This is a genomic window from Nonomuraea rubra, assembly GCF_014207985.1.
In the GTDB taxonomy this organism is placed as follows: domain Bacteria; phylum Actinomycetota; class Actinomycetes; order Streptosporangiales; family Streptosporangiaceae; genus Nonomuraea; species Nonomuraea rubra.
The window spans coordinates 4,738,763-4,753,930 of sequence record NZ_JACHMI010000001.1; the positions used below are offsets into that span (position 1 = coordinate 4,738,763).

16 protein-coding genes are annotated in these 15,168 nt (G+C 72.5%); 7 read left to right on the forward strand and 9 right to left on the reverse strand.

Going from position 1 to position 15,168, the window contains the following annotated elements; genetic code table 11:
- The first annotated feature begins 16 nt into the window (after nt 1-16).
- Nucleotides 17-799: an SDR family NAD(P)-dependent oxidoreductase gene (locus HD593_RS21630; protein ID WP_221524873.1), complete on the forward strand. Its 783-nt coding sequence runs from the start codon at nt 17-19 to the stop codon at nt 797-799.
- Nucleotides 800-829: 30 nt separating this feature from the next.
- Entirely contained in the window at nt 830-2,251 is a 1,422-nt protein-coding gene (locus HD593_RS21635) for a pyridoxal phosphate-dependent decarboxylase family protein (protein ID WP_185103948.1), read from the forward strand.
- A gap of 49 nt (nt 2,252-2,300) precedes the next feature.
- Here HD593_RS21635 and HD593_RS21640 read toward each other — a convergent pair whose 3' ends face one another.
- The 4 genes from HD593_RS21640 to HD593_RS63515 form a co-directional block, all read right to left on the reverse strand.
- Nucleotides 2,301-5,636 (reverse strand): 3-keto-alpha-glucoside-1,2-lyase-like domain-containing protein, encoded by a 3,336-nt coding sequence (locus HD593_RS21640; RefSeq protein WP_185103949.1) that lies wholly within the window; start codon nt 5,634-5,636, stop codon nt 2,301-2,303.
- Between the two features lie 228 nt (nt 5,637-5,864).
- Nucleotides 5,865-6,215, reverse strand: a complete 351-nt coding sequence (locus tag HD593_RS21645) for a YciI family protein (RefSeq protein ID WP_185103950.1) — start codon at nt 6,213-6,215, stop codon at nt 5,865-5,867.
- Between the two features lie 99 nt (nt 6,216-6,314).
- A complete protein-coding gene (locus tag HD593_RS21650; RefSeq protein ID WP_185103951.1) occupies nt 6,315-6,803 on the reverse strand; it encodes a hypothetical protein in 489 nt (162 codons plus the stop codon).
- Nucleotides 6,773-6,898, reverse strand: coding sequence for a hypothetical protein (locus HD593_RS63515; protein WP_281402469.1), 126 nt, complete (start codon nt 6,896-6,898; stop codon nt 6,773-6,775). Before HD593_RS63515 ends, HD593_RS21650 begins: the two co-directional genes overlap by 31 nt.
- 1 nt (nt 6,899) lies before the next feature.
- Here HD593_RS63515 and HD593_RS21655 point away from each other — a divergent pair, with 1 nt between their 5' ends.
- The gene (locus tag HD593_RS21655) at nt 6,900-7,826 is read left to right on the forward strand and encodes a phosphotransferase family protein (RefSeq protein ID WP_221524874.1); all 927 of its coding nucleotides are present in this window, start codon (nt 6,900-6,902) and stop codon (nt 7,824-7,826) included.
- Between the two features lie 46 nt (nt 7,827-7,872).
- Here the strand turns inward: HD593_RS21655 and HD593_RS21660 are convergent, their stop codons facing one another.
- The gene (locus HD593_RS21660) at nt 7,873-8,763 is read right to left on the reverse strand and encodes a LysR family transcriptional regulator (protein ID WP_246546671.1); all 891 of its coding nucleotides are present in this window, start codon (nt 8,761-8,763) and stop codon (nt 7,873-7,875) included.
- Nucleotides 8,764-8,884: 121 nt separating this feature from the next.
- Here HD593_RS21660 and HD593_RS21665 point away from each other — a divergent pair, with 121 nt between their 5' ends.
- Together HD593_RS21665 and HD593_RS21670 are read left to right on the forward strand one after the other, a co-directional pair.
- Nucleotides 8,885-9,295 carry a hypothetical protein gene (locus tag HD593_RS21665; protein WP_185103952.1) on the forward strand — a complete coding sequence of 137 codons (411 nt, stop codon included), beginning with the start codon at nt 8,885-8,887 and terminating at the stop codon, nt 9,293-9,295.
- Nucleotides 9,282-10,904: a multicopper oxidase family protein gene (locus tag HD593_RS21670; protein ID WP_185103953.1), complete on the forward strand. Its 1,623-nt coding sequence runs from the start codon at nt 9,282-9,284 to the stop codon at nt 10,902-10,904. Before HD593_RS21665 ends, HD593_RS21670 begins: the two co-directional genes overlap by 14 nt.
- Here the strand turns inward: HD593_RS21670 and HD593_RS64440 are convergent.
- The gene (locus HD593_RS64440; RefSeq protein ID WP_185103954.1) at nt 10,897-12,021 is read right to left on the reverse strand and encodes a helix-turn-helix transcriptional regulator; all 1,125 of its coding nucleotides are present in this window, start codon (nt 12,019-12,021) and stop codon (nt 10,897-10,899) included. The two genes, HD593_RS21670 and HD593_RS64440, sit on opposite strands and share 8 nt — an antisense overlap.
- 109 nt (nt 12,022-12,130) lie before the next feature.
- Between HD593_RS64440 and HD593_RS21680 the strand changes: the two genes are divergently transcribed.
- The gene (locus HD593_RS21680; protein ID WP_185103955.1) at nt 12,131-12,733 is read left to right on the forward strand and encodes a dihydrofolate reductase family protein; all 603 of its coding nucleotides are present in this window, start codon (nt 12,131-12,133) and stop codon (nt 12,731-12,733) included.
- A 4-nt stretch (nt 12,734-12,737) separates the two neighbouring features.
- Entirely contained in the window at nt 12,738-13,325 is a 588-nt protein-coding gene (locus tag HD593_RS21685; protein WP_185103956.1) for a dihydrofolate reductase family protein, read from the forward strand.
- A gap of 30 nt (nt 13,326-13,355) precedes the next feature.
- Here HD593_RS21685 and HD593_RS21690 read toward each other — a convergent pair whose 3' ends face one another.
- From HD593_RS21690 to HD593_RS21700, 3 genes are all read right to left on the reverse strand, one after another.
- Nucleotides 13,356-13,901, reverse strand: coding sequence for a pyridoxamine 5'-phosphate oxidase family protein (locus tag HD593_RS21690; protein WP_185103957.1), 546 nt, complete (start codon nt 13,899-13,901; stop codon nt 13,356-13,358).
- 31 nt (nt 13,902-13,932) lie between these two features.
- Complete coding sequence (locus HD593_RS21695; RefSeq protein WP_185103958.1) at nt 13,933-14,514, reverse strand: TetR/AcrR family transcriptional regulator; 582 nt, start codon at nt 14,512-14,514, stop codon at nt 13,933-13,935.
- Between the two features lie 62 nt (nt 14,515-14,576).
- Nucleotides 14,577-15,104 carry a CGNR zinc finger domain-containing protein gene (locus HD593_RS21700; protein WP_185103959.1) on the reverse strand — a complete coding sequence of 176 codons (528 nt, stop codon included), beginning with the start codon at nt 15,102-15,104 and terminating at the stop codon, nt 14,577-14,579.
- Nucleotides 15,105-15,168: the final 64 nt, after the last annotated feature.

Below are 15,168 nucleotides of genomic sequence, written 5' to 3' on the forward strand. Positions count from 1 at the left end.
CCGCAGGCTCGTATCCATGCACACCATCGATGACATCTCCACGGGCCTGCTGGCCGGCAAGGTCGCCTTCATCACCGGCGCGGGGCGCGGCATCGGCGCCGCCGCGGCGCGGCTGTTCGCCGCGGAAGGCGCCAGGGTGCTGCTCGCGGCCCGTACGGAGGAGCAGCTCAAGACGGTGACCGAGGAGGTGCGGGCGGCGGGCGGCACCGCTGACTACACGGTGTGCGACCTGGCCGACGCCGGGTCCGTGCGCGCCGCCGTCGATCGGGTCGTGGACCTGTACGGCCGCCTCGACGTCGCCTTCAACAACGGCGCGACCATCACGCCGCCCGGCCCGGTCGACGAGGTGGCCGAGGCCGACTTCGACCACCTCTACACCGTCAACCTGAAGGGCCCGTGGCTGGCCATGACCGCCGAGGTCGCCGCCATCCGGGCCACCGCCGGCACGGGCGCCATCGTCAACAACTCCAGCGTCGGCAGCCTGATGGGCAACCCCGAGCTGCCCGCCTACGGGGCGATGAAGCGGGCCGTCAACAGCCTCACGGAGTCGGCCGCCGTCACGTACGGGCCGGAGGGGATCCGCGTCAACGCGATCGCCCCTGGCGGCACGATGACCGAGATGATCCGTACGTGGGAGCGGCACTCGCCCGGCCTCGTCGAGCGGCTCAGGCCGCGCATCCCGCTGGGCCGCACCGCCGACCCTGAGGAGATCGCGCAGGCCGCCGCGTGGCTGCTCAGCGACCGCGCCTCGTACGTGACCGGCACCGTGCTCAGGGTGGACGGCGGCGCCCGCGCCTGACCCGCCACCCCGCACTGCAAAAATGCGGATATGTCCGATGCCGAGCAGTACCCCCTGGAGCCGGGCCCCGCCGAGACGCGCGAGATGGGGGAGGCCGTGCTGGCCCTGGTCCAGCGTTTCCTGGACGAGTTGCCCGACCTGCCCGCCTTCGACCTCGACGGCGCCGCCTCCCTGGCCGCGGCGCTGCGCGAGCCGGCGCCCGAGCACGGCAGCCCGCTGCCCGGCCTGCTGTCCACGGTGCACGCCGCCGCCCGCAGCGGCGCCATCAGCGCGGGGCCCGGCTATCTCGCGTACGTGCCGGGCGGCGGCCTGTACGCGGCCGCGCTCGCCGACTTCCTGGCCGCCGCGCTGAACAAGTACGTCACCGTGTGGCAGCTCGCCCCCGCCTGCGCCCAGATCGAGGCCACGGCCATCGGCTGGCTGCGCGACCTGTTCGGCTACCCGGAGCAGGCACGCGGCATCCTCACCTCCGGCGGCTCGATGGCCAACTTCTCCGCCGTCGTCACCGCCCGCACCACCCTGCTCGGCGAGAGCTTCCTCGACGGCACCGCGTACGTCACCGACCAGACCCACGCCTCCTGCGCCAAGGCCGCCCTGCTGGCCGGCATCCCGCGCGGCCGCGTGCGCGTCGTCCCGGCACGGGACAGCCTGGCGATGGACCCGCACGCGCTCGCCGCGATGATCGAGGACGACCGGCGGGCCGGGCTGCGGCCCTTCCTCGTGATCGGCAGCGCGGGGACGACGAACACCGGCGCCGTCGATCCGCTGCCCGAGCTCGCCGCCGTCGCCCGCGACGCGGGGGCGTGGTTCCACGTCGACGCCGCCTACGGCGGCCCGTTCCAGCTCACCGAACGCGGCCGGGCCCGGCTGCGCGGCATCGAGCTGGCCGACTCGATCACCATCGACCCGCACAAGGCCATGTTCCTGCCGTACGGCACCGGCGCCCTGCTGGTGCGCGACGGCGCGCGGCTGCGCCAGGCCCACCACGTGGGCGCCGCCTACCTCCAGGACCTGGGCGAGGAGGAGGACATCCCGAACTTCACCGAGTACTCGCCCGAGCTGACCCGCGACTTCCGCGGACTGCGGCTGTGGCTGCCGATCAAGCTGCACGGCCTCGCCGCCTTCCGCCAGGCCCTGGACGAGAAGCTGGACCTGGCCGAGCTGGCGTACGAGAGGCTGCGGGAGCACGGCTTCGAGGTGCCGTGGCGGCCCGGCCTGACCGCCGTGGCCTTCCGCTGGGTGCCGGAGCGCGGCGACGCCGATGCGTTCAACGCCGAGCTGCTGCGCCGCGTGACGGCCCGCGGCCGCGCCCTGCTGTCCAGCACGCGCATCGGCGGCCGGTACATGATCCGGGTGTGCGTCGTCAGCCACCGCACCCACCGGGACCGCGTCGAGGAGGTCCTCGACCACCTCCACGAGACCTGCGCCGAGCTGCGGGCGGAGCTCGGCTAGATGGCAGGCCGCCCCCTCGCGGGAGGGGACGGCCTGACCAGCGCGGGGGTCAGGAGACGGGTTCGATCCACACGTTGCGGAAGCGCGGGTTCTCGCCGGCGTCGCCGTGATCCTGCAAGCGGATCCCGCCCGCCGCCGCGCTCTCCGGGATGTGGTCGCCCGTGCCGCCGTCGATGGGCACGTCGTCGTGCACCACCGCCCCGTTCCAGACGACCGTCACCCTCGCGTCGTCCACCTTCACACCCGCGCTGGTGTAGCGGGCCGCGCGGAAGGTGATGTCGTAGGTCTGCCACGTGCCGGGGGCGGTGGCCATGTTGCGGTCCGGCGCGCGCTTGGAGTAGATGGAGCCCGCCTCGTTGGCGGCCGGCGTGGTGTCACCGTACGACTCCAGGACCTGCACCTCGTAGCGTTCCTGCAGGAAGACGCCGCTGTTGCCGCGCTGCTGGCCGGTCACGTCCGGCGGGTAGTCCGGCTCGTACCACTCGACGTGCAGCTTGAAGTCGCCGAACGTCCGCCGGGTGCGGATGTCGCCGCCGTACGACTCCATGGAGCCGTCCGCGACCGGCCAGGTCGCCGCCCCGCCCGCCCGCTTTTCCCACGCCGCCAGGCTCGACCCGTCGAACAGCGTGATCCGCTCCGCCTTCGACACCGTGACGTGGTCGAGGCTGAGCTGTCCCGCGTCGCCGGAGTCGTACCTGTAGGCGATCCTGTTCGAGCCCCGCCTGAGGTCGAGCGCCTCGGTCTGGACGGCCCAGTCGTCCCAGCCGCCGGTGGCGGCCAGCCGGACCTGCCTGACCCTGGTCCCGTTGACGTACACGCTCACCGACGTGCCGGCCGGCGCCGCGTAGCGGAGCCCGACGTTGTGCCGGCCCGGCGAGTCCGCCCGCACGGAGAACGACGTGCTCGCGCCCACCGCCGTGTAGCCGCCGACGAAGCCGCCGCCGGTGTAACCCTGGTGGTCCGTGCGCACCGCCGCGCCGCCGCGCAGCTCGGCGCGCTCCGCCTCCAGCACCGGGCGCGCGGCCACGGTGATGGAGTCCAGGTTGACGTTGCCCGCGTCGCCGGTGTCGTAGGTGTAGGCGATGGTGTTGGCGCCCGCCTTCAGCGCCAGCGGCTCGACCCGGGTGGCCCAGTGGTCCCACGTCTCCGTCGTGGGCAGCGGCACCTGCCTGACCTTGGTCCCGTTGACGTACACGCTCAGCGACTTGGTGCCCGGCGCCGGGTGCGGGCCGTTGGAGTAGCGCAGGCCCACGTGGTAGGTGCCCGCCTCGGCGACCCGCACGGCGAACCGCGTGGACGCGCCCGCCGTCCAGTAGCCGTCCACGAAGCCGCTGCCCGAGTAGCTCAGGTGGTCGGTGTTCAGCTTCGCGCCGCCGCTGGGCGCGGCACTCTCCGCCTCGTACGTGGTGTCCGCCGGCCGGCCTCCGGGCAGCGAGTTGAGCGTGTACCACGCCTCGGTGCTCCACAGCGGCCGCCCGGAGGCCGAGGTGAACGGGCGCGGTGACCTCAGGTGCACCACCCGTCCCGGCTTCAGGCCGTCGAGCTTCAGCGTCACCTTCTTGCCGCCGGCGCTCAGCCTCGCGGAGGTGACGGCCAGCGGCTCCTCGTCCACCTTGGGGCCGCCGTAGGTGGAGGCCGCGACGTAGCGCCACTGGGTGGCCTGGTACCTGGCCGCCAGCGACGCGGCGGTCTCCGCCGACACCGGCTCGGTGTACTCCAGCTCGAAGCCGCCCTCCACCGCGCGCATCCGCAGGATGTCGAACGCCTCGCCCTTGCCCGGCGTCAGCTTCTGCAGGCCGTGGGTGAGCTTGCCCGGCTGACCCCAGTTGCCGCCCGCGCCCAGGCCGCCGGCGTAGATGGCGCCGTCGGGGCCCAGGCTGATGCGGTTGACCCCCGCCTCCAGCCCCTGCGTGAACCGGAAGACCGCGCCCTGGTACTCGCCGCCGACCTTCTCCAGGTAGGCGCGCTGGATCCCGCCGTACGTGACGTCGCCGAACAGCAGCTGCCCCGCGAACCTGCCCCGCTTCATGACCAGCGGGGTGCTGGGGGAGTTGGCGATCTCGTTGTGCGGCAGCCACAACACGGGCGGGCTGACCGGGGTGGCGTCGAACGGGCCGCCGGGATTGGTGTAGTGGTTGAAGAACCGGCCCTGCTTGATGTGCACGAGCTTCGAGGCGGGCAGCCAGCCGCCCTGGTTGTCCAGGACGAACAGCTCATCCTGCGGGCCCCAGCCGAGCCCGTTGGGCGTGCGCAGGCCGCCGGCCACGTACTCCACCTTGCCGGTGGCCTTGCTGACCTTGATGGTGGTGCCCCTGTCCCGCGCGGGCTGCGGGTTCGTGGTGGCGCCGCCGTAGTCGATGGCGACGGACAGGTTGAGGTAGAAGTGGCCGTCCCGGTAGAGCAGGCCGAACGCGAACTCGTGGAAGTTGCCGCCGAACGGCCAGGTCGCCACGGTCCTGAGGTCGTCGGCGACCTCGTCGCCGTCGGTGTCGTTCAGCTCCACCAGCCGGGACTTCTCCGAGACGTAGAGCTTGCCGTCCACGTACTTGATGCCCATGGGCTCCTGCAGCCCGCTCGCGATCCTCTTGGTGGTCACCCGCTCGGGGGAGGTCTCGCCCGTGACGTTGCCGAGCAGGTACACCTCGCCGAGCCTGTTCTCCGAGCCGCCCCACGTGGCGATCGCCAGCCGGCCGTCGGGCAGCCAGTCCATCGCGCTCACCTGCGGCTCGAAACCGGCCGGGCGCAGGTCGGTGAGCGTGAGATCCGGGTGCACGGACGTCAGCGGCAGCCCGTCGCCGGGGGAGTCGGCGCCGCTCTCGCACTCCTTGCGGCCCGGGGCGGTGACCCTGACGACGTCCGCGTCCGTGCTCAGCACCGAGGACGGCACCACGGCGAACGCGGAGGCGCCCGGAGGCTTCCACTCCAGCTTGAGCTGCTGGCCGTACAGGTGCTCGAAGTGGTCGACGCGCAGCGCGTGGTAGCCGGCGGTCAGCGTGATCGTGCCGTCGACGGAGATCGGCCCGTGCCGCCCGTCGTTGGTGATCACGACGGTGTCGTCGATGCGCAGCCGGGAGCCGTCGTCGCTGGTGAGGCGGAACTCGTAGGTGCCGGCGGCGGGGATGGAGATGTTGCCGACCGCCTCGGTGACGAACATGTCGGTCAGGCCGAAGTCCGCGTCGGAGGTCCAGTCGATCGTGGGCATCAGCTTGTCCACGTTCGGGGTCTGGCCCGGCTTGAGCGTGCAGAGCCTGGACAGCTCGACCTGCACGTCGTACGTGCGCAGGGTGACGCCGGGCTCCTGCGGAGGGACCTCGGCGTGCGCCGGGGCCGGGACGACCAGGCAGGCGATGATCAGTAAGAGGGATAACAGGGGGGACGTCCGCATGACCTATCCCATCTCGAAGGGGGGTGCGGCATCGCCATCGGCGGATGCCGGGGGCTCATACGCTGGGGCAGGAATGGGATAACGCTGCTCTGCGCCGTAATATAAGTCGAGATCTTCGCTTTGCCCATAGGCTTCCGCCGAAAATCGGAGAAAGCCATGACATGTCTGGGCAGAAGGGTGCCTTCCGCTGCGGTACGGCGCACCCTTCCGCGTCCGTCGCCGGTCAGGTCACGGGAGTTCCTGGCACCGGCGGACCTCCACGGGCTCGCCGGCTCCGGCGACGATCTGGCGGGCCAGCTCCAGCGCCCTGGCCTCGTCCGCGACGTCCACCAGCCACCAGCCGGCCAGCGACTGGGCGGGCTCGGCGATCGTGCCGGCCCGCACGTCCACCGCGCCGTCCCGGAGGCTGACGACCTTCGCGTTCGGCGCCAGCTCCAGCCCCTCGTCCGCCAGCAGCTCGCCGGACCTCCTCAGCCCTTCGGTGAACTCGATCATGAACCTGATCATCTGCTGGACCCATTCCTCGGACCTGCCGCTCAGGGCGGCCTCGTCGCCGAACTGCATCAGCATGTACCTCATGGGTTCCTCCCGGGTGAGTCGGTCGTCGCGGGCAGGACTCCCTGCCCGCCCTTCACCGACGCGTCGAACGCGCACCGCCGGGATCGACACGGTTCACTGTCACGGCTGCACGGTCACGTAGGCCATCCTGTCCATGGGCAACTCCGTGGCCGCGATCCCCTGCCACAGCTCGCCACGCAGCGGCGCCCCGAGCAGCGGCTGCACCGAGACGAGGAGGCCAGGCCGGCGATCCGACTCCAGGTGGCTCTCGGGCGGCACCCGGTTCCAGACCCGCCAGCCGGTGCGGCCCAGCCGCCGCTCGGCCTCGGCGAGCAGGTCCTCCTCGCCGCCGTCGAGGTGGATCACGAGGTAGCGGAACTCGACGTGGGTGTTCTCCCACTCGTGCAGCGTGTCGGCGTCCTCCCCGACGACCCGGCCGATGGCGCGCAACTCCGAGAGCGCCGCCGGATCCACGCGCCGCACGTCGGGTGCGAAGAGGAGGAACTTCGCGATCGCTCCCATCGCGATCAGGCAGCCGACCACGGCCAGCGGGAACAGGAACGGGGCCAGGGCGCTGCTCAGGCCCCCGCGTACGCGCGGCAGCGCCATACCGCCTGCACCTCCTCGATCAGGCGATCATGCTGCCGTACGGCGCGCTCGGTGATCAAGCGCGCGCCCAGGTCCCCGGCCTTGTAACGTGCCACCGTGACGAACACCTCTGACTCCCAGCGCGTGGCGGAAGCCGTCCTGCGCGACCACGGAGCGGACCTCGGCGGCGCCCGGCGCGGCAGGGGCTGGACCAACGCCACGTGGCTGACCGACGAGCTGGTCGTCCGCGTCGCCTCCAGCCCCGGGACGGCGGACCTGCTCCGCGAGCGGCGGCTGGCGGAGCTGCTCCCGGCGGAGGTCGGCTATCCCCCCGTCGTCGACGCCGGCGTCCGGCACGGCCACGAGTGGGTGCTGTCCCGCCGCGTGCCAGGGGAGAACCTGGAGGAGGTGTGGCCGTCCCTGGACCCCGCCGCCCGCTCCCGCGCCGTCGAGCAGATGTGGGAACGCGCCTGCCACGTCCACCGCGTCGACGTGGCCGCCGCCGCGCCGCACGCCCGCCTCCGCTCGCCCTTCTTCCCCGGAACCCCGGCGGAGGCGGCCGCGGCCCTGGACCGGCTCGTCTCCGCGGGAGGCCTCACCCCGGCCCAGGCCAAGGGGCTCGGCCACGCGCTCGACCGCTTCTGGGCCGCCCTGCCCGCCGCGCCCGTGGCGCTGAACCACGGCGACCTGTGCACCCCGAACACCCTGTGGCACGCCGGCCGGGTCGTGGCCCTGCTCGACTTCGAGTTCGCCGTGATCGCCCCCATCGCGATCGACCTCAACGAGATCGCCAAACTGGCCTTCGGCCCCGGCGGCAGCGCCCCGCTGCGGGACACCGTCCGGGACGTCACCGCCGCCGCGCTGGACGCCGCGGGCGGCCCTGACGTGCTCGTCGGCTACTCGATCATGCTGGAGATGTGGGTGCTGGCGCACGAGCTGGCCGCCGGCGACCCCGACGAGGCCGACCGCGCCAACGCCGCCGCCATGCTCGCGGCGTTCGCCGAGGGGAACGGCGGGTACTTCGCCCCGCTCCTGGACCGCTGAGTCCCTCTCGAGAGATCTCGCGGGTGTCACGCTGGGGGGGCTGGTCCTACGTCGTCATCGCCTCCTGCGGCCCTCCGGCGCTCCAGTCCCAGCCGGTGATCGTGGCCCGCATCAGGCGGGCCGCGGCCGGCAGCCGGCTGCCGGCCCCCCAGTACAGGGTGACCGTACGCCGGCAGTCGGGCTCCTCGACGGCGATCCAGGCGCCCGGGGTGCGGACGGCGACGCGGCGGGCGAACGCGGGGACGAGCCCGATGCCGAGCCCGGCGCTGATCAGCTCCGCGATCGCGCTGGGCTCGTCGCTCTCGCAGACGATCCTCGGGGTGAGGCCGCGCGCGGCGAAGAGGCGGTCGAGCAGCCTGCGGATCCAGTGCCCCCTGCGGGCGGTGATGAAGGGCTGGCCGGCGAGCTCGCCGATGCTCACGCTGTCACGGCCCGCGAGCGGGTGATCGAGTGGCATGCCCACCCCCACGGCCTCGTCGAACAGCCGCGCGGACGCCAGCCCTTCGGCGTGGATCGGCTGCGAGGCGACGCACAGATCGACGTCCTGGGCCCGCAGGTGGCGGGCCATCTCGTCGGCCGCCATCCAGTGCAGCCCGAACTCGACACCCGGGTGATCACGCTTGAAGGCCGCCAGCGGCCCGGTGAGGGTCAGGAACGTCTCCGAGGCCAGCCGCACGCTGCCCACCCCCTCGCTGACAGCGTCGGCCACGGCCCGCCGCCCGGCGTCGAGCTCACCGAGCGCGCGCTCGACGTACCCCAGGAAGAGGCTGCCCGTGGCGTTCAGCCGCAGCCGGTCGGCGCGGTCGAACAGCGGGGCGCCCAGCTCGCTCTCCAGCCTGCTGACGGTGCGGCTCAGCGACGGCTGGGCGACGCGCAGCTCGTCGGCCGCCCGGCTGAGATGCTCCAGCCGGGCCACCACCGCGAACTGCCTGAGCATGTTCAGGTCCATCATGACCCCCGATACATAACACCATAGCAATATTGATCTTAGACACGATAACTCCAACCTCATATCGTCGTTGCTGCTCGCATCGGGAACGATCTGAGGAGGGGACGTCATGGCGCGACCGACGCCATCGACGGAATGGACGGGGTGGGCGCTGCGGGCCGTCGTCAGCGCGCACGTCGTCACGATCGCCGGGCAGCCGGTGTTCGCCGGGGTGTACCTGACCGGCGACTACGACAGCCTGCGCTGGCACGCGGTCGGCGCCGACGTGGTCACGTCCATCGGCTACCTGCAGGTCCTCGCCGCGATCATGGTCTGGGTACGGCTGCGCCAGGCGGGGCCGTTCCTGGCCACGGCGGTGGTGGTGGCCGCCGAGACGGTGCAGTACTTCGCCGGGCTGGAGGGCGCGCTGTGGCTGCACGTCCCGCTGGGCGTGATGACCGTCGTGGGGCTGGCCGTGCAGTTCATCGACGTCTGGCGGCGGCCCTTCGTCCGGCGGGAGGCTCGCGATGCGCGCGCGTGACGAGGGCCGCGGCCCGAGCAGGCGGCGGGTGCTGGGCATCGGCGGGGCGCTCGGGCTGGTGGCGGCCACCGGCCTGTCCACCTCGGCCGCGCTGGCCCGCCGGCCGCCGGTCACCGGTGCCGAGCTGCGTAGCGCCGTGCCGCTGCCGCCGCCGTACCAGGTGCCGCTGCCGATCCCGCGCACGCTGGAGCCGGCCGGTTCCGGGCGGTACGAGATCGTCCAGCGGGAGGTGACCGCGGAGATCCTGCCCGGCGTCAGGACGCCGCTGTGGACGTACGGGGGCACCTTCCCCGGGCCGACGATCGAGTCGCGCCGGGGCCGCCCGGTCACCGTGACGCATCGCAACGAGCTGCCCGTGCCGACCGTCGTGCACCTGCACGGCGGGCGGACCCCGGCGGCCTCCGACGGCTACCCCACCGACCTCGTCCTGCCCCGAGGCTGGGCGGCACCGGCCACCCCGCACGGTTCCGGGCACGGTTCCGGGCACGGTTCAGGGCACGGTTCAGGGCACGGGATGCACGACCCGAGGGCGGTGGTGACGGAGGTGACGCGCGACTACACGTTCCCGCTCGACCAGCGGCCGACGCTGCTGTGGTACCACGACCATCGGATGGACTTCACCGCCCCCGCGATCTGGCGCGGCCTGGCCGGGCTGCACCTCGTCCGCGACGACGCCGAGGAGGCGCTCGGCCTGCCCGCGGGGCCGCGCGAGCTGCCCCTCATGATCGCCGACCGCGCCTTCGCCGCCGACGGCGCCCTCGCCTACCCCGCCCTCGACCCGGCCCTGCGGGAGCGGCCCGGCGTGCGGGAGCCGTACCTGGCGGGGGCGCTCGGCGACGTGATCCTGGTGAACGGCGCCCCGTGGCCCGTGCACGAGGTGGACGCGGCCCGCTACCGGCTGCGTGTGCTGAACGCCTCCAACGCCCGCCACTACGAGCTCGAAGCGGTCGGCGACGACGGCCGCCGGCTGGATCTCGTCCAGGTCGGCGCCGACCAGGGGCTGCTCGCGGCGCCGGTCACCCACCGGCTGCTGCCGATCGCCCCGGCCGAACGTTACGACCTGATCGTCGACTTCTCGGGCGTCCCGGTCGGCGGGCGGGTCAGGCTGCTCAACCGGCTCGGCTCCGGGCGTACCCGCGACGTGATGGCCTTCCGCGTGGCGCGCAAGGCCGCCGACGGCAGCCGCGTCCCGGCCACGCTGTCCACCGACCTGCCGGATTGGCGCCGGTCGGACGCCGTCAGGGTGCGCGACTTCGCCTTCCGCACCGGGCACCTGCACAGCGGGCGTGGCTGGCTCATCGGCGGGCTGCCGTTCGACCCCGCCCGCACCGACGTCACCGCCAGGCTCGGCGACGTCGAGGTGTGGCGGCTGATCGCCGACGTGCACCATCCCGTCCACCTGCACCTGGTCGGCTTCCGCGTGCTGTCGCGCAGCGGCCGCCCGCCCCTGCCCCACGACGCCGGCCTCAAGGACACCGTCTCCCTGCGCCCCGGCGAAGCGGTGGAGATCATCACCCGCTTCGACGGCTACCGCGGCCGCTACCTGTTCCACTGCCACAACGCCGAGCACGAGGACATGGGCATGATGGCCAACCTCGAGATCACCTGACGCCGGGTTCGCCGGGCGCGGTCAAGGAGGCGGCATGGTGATCGAGGAACAGCCGGGCGACCAGGTCGCCGCGCGAACCGGTGCCCGACTTGGCGAAGATCGACTTCAGGTGGTCCTGCACGGTGTACGACGACACGTGCAGCCGGCCGGCGATCTGCTTGGTGGACAGGCCCTGGGCCACCAGCTCGGTGACCCGGCGCTCGCTGTCGGTGAAGCCGTAGGCCTCGACCATCAGGGGCGCCATCTCGGCGGGGCGAGCGGCTTCCAGCATCACCGCGACCTGCGGTTCCGGCCCGTCCATCAGCAGCGAGCCCCGGACGATCAGCCACTGACCGGCCAGGGTGCGCGCCCGGGCCCTGGCCGGGCTGAGATCGTTCGGCGCGGGTGCCGTACTCGTCGCCGGGCCGCCGAGGGAACGGGCCTGGCGGGCGACGGCGGAGATCACCAGCGGCAGCCGGGCGCCCGCTCTGTCGGCGAGGCCCAGCTCGTCCAGCCAGCGCTCCGCCGCCTTGTTCGACATGCGCACGCCGTCATCGGCGTCGAGGATTAGCAGCCCGGCGTCGTCGTCACCGGCCTGCGCGCCACCGAGCAACAGCCCGCGCCGGAGCCCGTCGGTGATCAACGGGGCGACCGACGACACGAACTCCACCTCGGCCGGGGAGAAGTACGGGCGCTTCGCCTCCCGGAACACGGTCAGCTGCCCCCACGTCCCCGTGCCGCCGGCCAGCACCACCCGCAACTCGTCGGAGAAGCCCCCGGGACGGCGGATCTCCCGCTGGCGCGGGCTACGGTCGAGGTCGCCGGCGGTCGCCTCGCTCAGGCTGCCGGCCGGGCGACCGGCCTGGGCGAGCTGCACCCACGTGTTGAAGTCCGGCTCGCGCACCTCGATCTCCACGAGCCGGAGCAGCTCCGCCGCGGGCAGGCCGTTCTCCACGAACTCGGCGGTCGGGAGCATGGTCGCCGGGTCGGTCGTCATCAGGCAGGTGCCTTCGGCGGGCACGGCCCGGCCCAGGACATCGCCGACGGCCCGCGAGAACTCGGGCACGGACATCCCGCGGTGAGCCAGCCTGACGATCTCCTCGCGGACGCGCGCCTGCGCCGCCGTCGCGTTGACCACGATCGGAAGCTTATGACGATCGGCGGCCTCATCCCAGAAATCTGGGATTCAATCCGGCTGGACGATCTCGCATGCTGGGGCCCACGAACGTACTGAAAGGACCGGAAACGTGAGCAAGACCGTGCTGTACATGTCGATGTCGGTGGACGGGTTCATCGCCGGCCCGAACGCGGGGCCGGGCAACGGGCTCGGTGACGGAGGGCATCGGCTGCATGAGTGGTTCCTGCCGGACGCCGACGCCGCCCACAGGAGAGACCTCGGCCACCTGGCGGGCGCGAGCCGTGAGGTCATGGACGAGGCCATGGCCACCGGGGCGGTCGTCGCCGGCCGGCGGACGTTCGAGCTCGCCGGCGGCTGGGGCGGCGACCACCACGACGGCGTGCCGATCTTCGTCCTGAGCCGCCACCGGCCCGATCCCGCGCTGCAATGGCCCGGGGTCACCTACGTGAGCGACGTGACGACCGCGATGAACCTGGCCAGGGACGCGGCCGGCGGCAAGGACGTCCTGGTCCACGGAGCCCGCACCGCCCAGCTCGCACTCGCCGCAGGCGTCCTCGACGAGCTGCAGATCCACCTGGTCCCGGTCCTGATCGGACAGGGCGAACCGCTCTTCGAGAACCTGCCGCCCGACCACATCGAGCTCGAACTGCTCCGCGCCGCGGACGGCCCGGGCGTGGCGCACCTGCGCTACCGCGTGCGGACGGAGGGCTGAGACGATGGCGATCATCCGGCTGTACATGACCATGTCCCTGGACGGCTACGTCACCGGGCCGCAGGACAGCCTGGACGCCCCGATGGGCATCGGCGGCTTCCGGCTGTTCAACTGGCTCGACCGGCGCAACGCCCCGGGACCCAGCGGGCAGGTGTACACCGAGGTGCAGGCCACCCGCGCCGTCATCTCCGGCCGCCGCACCTACGAGCACGCCGGCCGCTGGCAGGGCGACCATCACGACGGCGTCCCCGTCTTCGTCCTGACCCACGACGTCCCGGACGACCCGCCGCCGGGCAGCGTCCGCTACGTCACCGACGTTCAGGAGTGCGCCGCCCAGGCCCGCGCGGCCGCCGGGGACGGCGACGTGATGGTCCACGGTGCCGGGGCGGCGCAGGCGCTGCTGCGGGCAGGGCAGCTGGACGAGCTGGAACTGCACGTCGTCCCGGTCCTGCTCGGGCAGGGCCGCCGGCTGTTCGACAACCTGCAGGCCGGGCACGTCGAACTCGACCTGGTCCGCCGGCTGACCACGCCGGACGTCGAGGAGCTCACGCAGCGCGTCACCCACCTGCGCTACCGCGTCCGCCGCCCGTGACCTGAACGGTGACGTCGGGGCCGGCGCCCGCTAGAAGGTGTAGCGGGTGTGGCTGAACACCTGGCTGTCGTGCCCGAAGCCGTACGCCGTGCCTGGTGCCACCGCGAACAGCAGGTCGTTGCCCTTGCGGATGTTGTCGCCGAAGCCGTAGAAGGTGCCCTCAGGAGAGGTGATGTGGTCGCCGTACTGCGCCTCGAACGCGGCGATGACCTCCTCCTGCCGCGCCGGATCCGTCACCCGCTCCGCCGTGCCCTCGATCACGATGTCGAGGCCCTCGGAGAGTGAGTTGTGGCCTGTGGTGAGCGCGCAGCGGGCGTCGGCGGCCAGGTTCTTCGCCTTCTGCTCGCCCTGCCCGGTGCTGAAGTGCAGCGCCCCGTCGTGCCAGGCGGCGATCAGGGGCGTGACGTGCAACCGGCCGTCCGGCCGTACCGTGGTGATCCAGAAGATCTCGGCGGCCTGCATGCGGCGCTGGACCTCGGCCCAGTCGGTGGCGGTGACGTTCTCCGCGCCAGGGCGCGGGTTCAGGGCGGAGCTGTAGCGGGGGTCGAGCTCGGTTTTCGGCTGCTTGGGTGTCATGTCGAGACTCCTTCCCACTTTGCGCCCGGGCTCAGGCCGTTGTTCCGTACGCGGCCATGAACATGTCCAGCAACCCGTCGATCGCGTGCTCGTCGATGGGGCGGGTGGACAGCAGGTGGCGGTAGTACAGGGTGCCGCACAGCACCTCGGCGGCGAATTCCAGGTTCGCCTCCGCGACCAGCTCACCGGTGTGCTGGGCCCGGGTGAGCCGGTCGAGGGTGCTCTGCTCCACGGTGACCAGGAATCGTTCGTGCAGGGTCGCCCGCAGCGTGGCGTCGGCCTGCGCCTCGGCGATGACGGCGCGGTAGACCGGTCCGATCGGCGGGCCGGCGAGGGCCTGGCTCGAGCGCAGGAACTGTTCGCGCAGGTCCGCGCGGACGTCCCCGGTGTCGCGGTAGTCCAGGTTGCTGGCCCACACGACGCTGAGCGCGTCCAGTAGCAGCGCCGCCATGGACGGCCAGCGCCGGTAGATCGTGTGCTTCCCGACCCCGGCCCGTCTGGCGACCGCCTCGATGCTCAGGCCCGCGTAACCCACCTCCGCGGCCAGATCGAGGGTTGCCCGCAGCAGCTCTTCAGTGCGCGCAGCGCCTCGGCGTCGTGGCGTGTCGGTCATGCGACCGATCCTATCGGCACATTGCGTGCCGTTGACAAGTTCGAGGGTGATGGGCGGGTGTGTCAGTCGATGGTCTGGGCGTTCTTCCGGCGCTCGTAGTGGCGGCGCGCCTTCATGCGGTTGCCGCAGCCCGCCATCGAGCACCATCGGGCGCTGTTGCTCTTGGAGTGATCGACGAAGAACAGCGTGCACTCGTCCGTGTTCTCGCATGAGCGGAGTCGTCCGGGGGCGGTCTGCCGGAGCGCGTCCCAGGCCACGACGGCTCGGGCTGCCAGGGCGTGCTCGCGAGGTGTCACGAGCCGCCAGCTGAGGCCGGTGTCGCCGGGGACCGGCTGGTAGCTGACGCCGGACAGCGCCGGCGCGAGCGCCGCCGGCGCGGCCCGGCCGCGCACCAGCGCCTGGAGCGTGTCGCGGGTCGAACGCAGGAGGCCGAGATCCTCGTCGTGATGCCCTTCGCCCGCGTGCTCCGCGATCCAGGAGCGGGCCTCCTCTGGATCGTCGAGCCGATCCTGCACCTCTCCCGCGACGGTCGGGGTCGTGTTCAGCAGGGCCAGGAGCAGCTCCTCGTCGGGGCTTGCGGCCTTCGTCATGGCTCTAACCTCCAATCTCGTTTGACAAGGTTATACCCCGATGTCTACCGTCTAACCATCAACG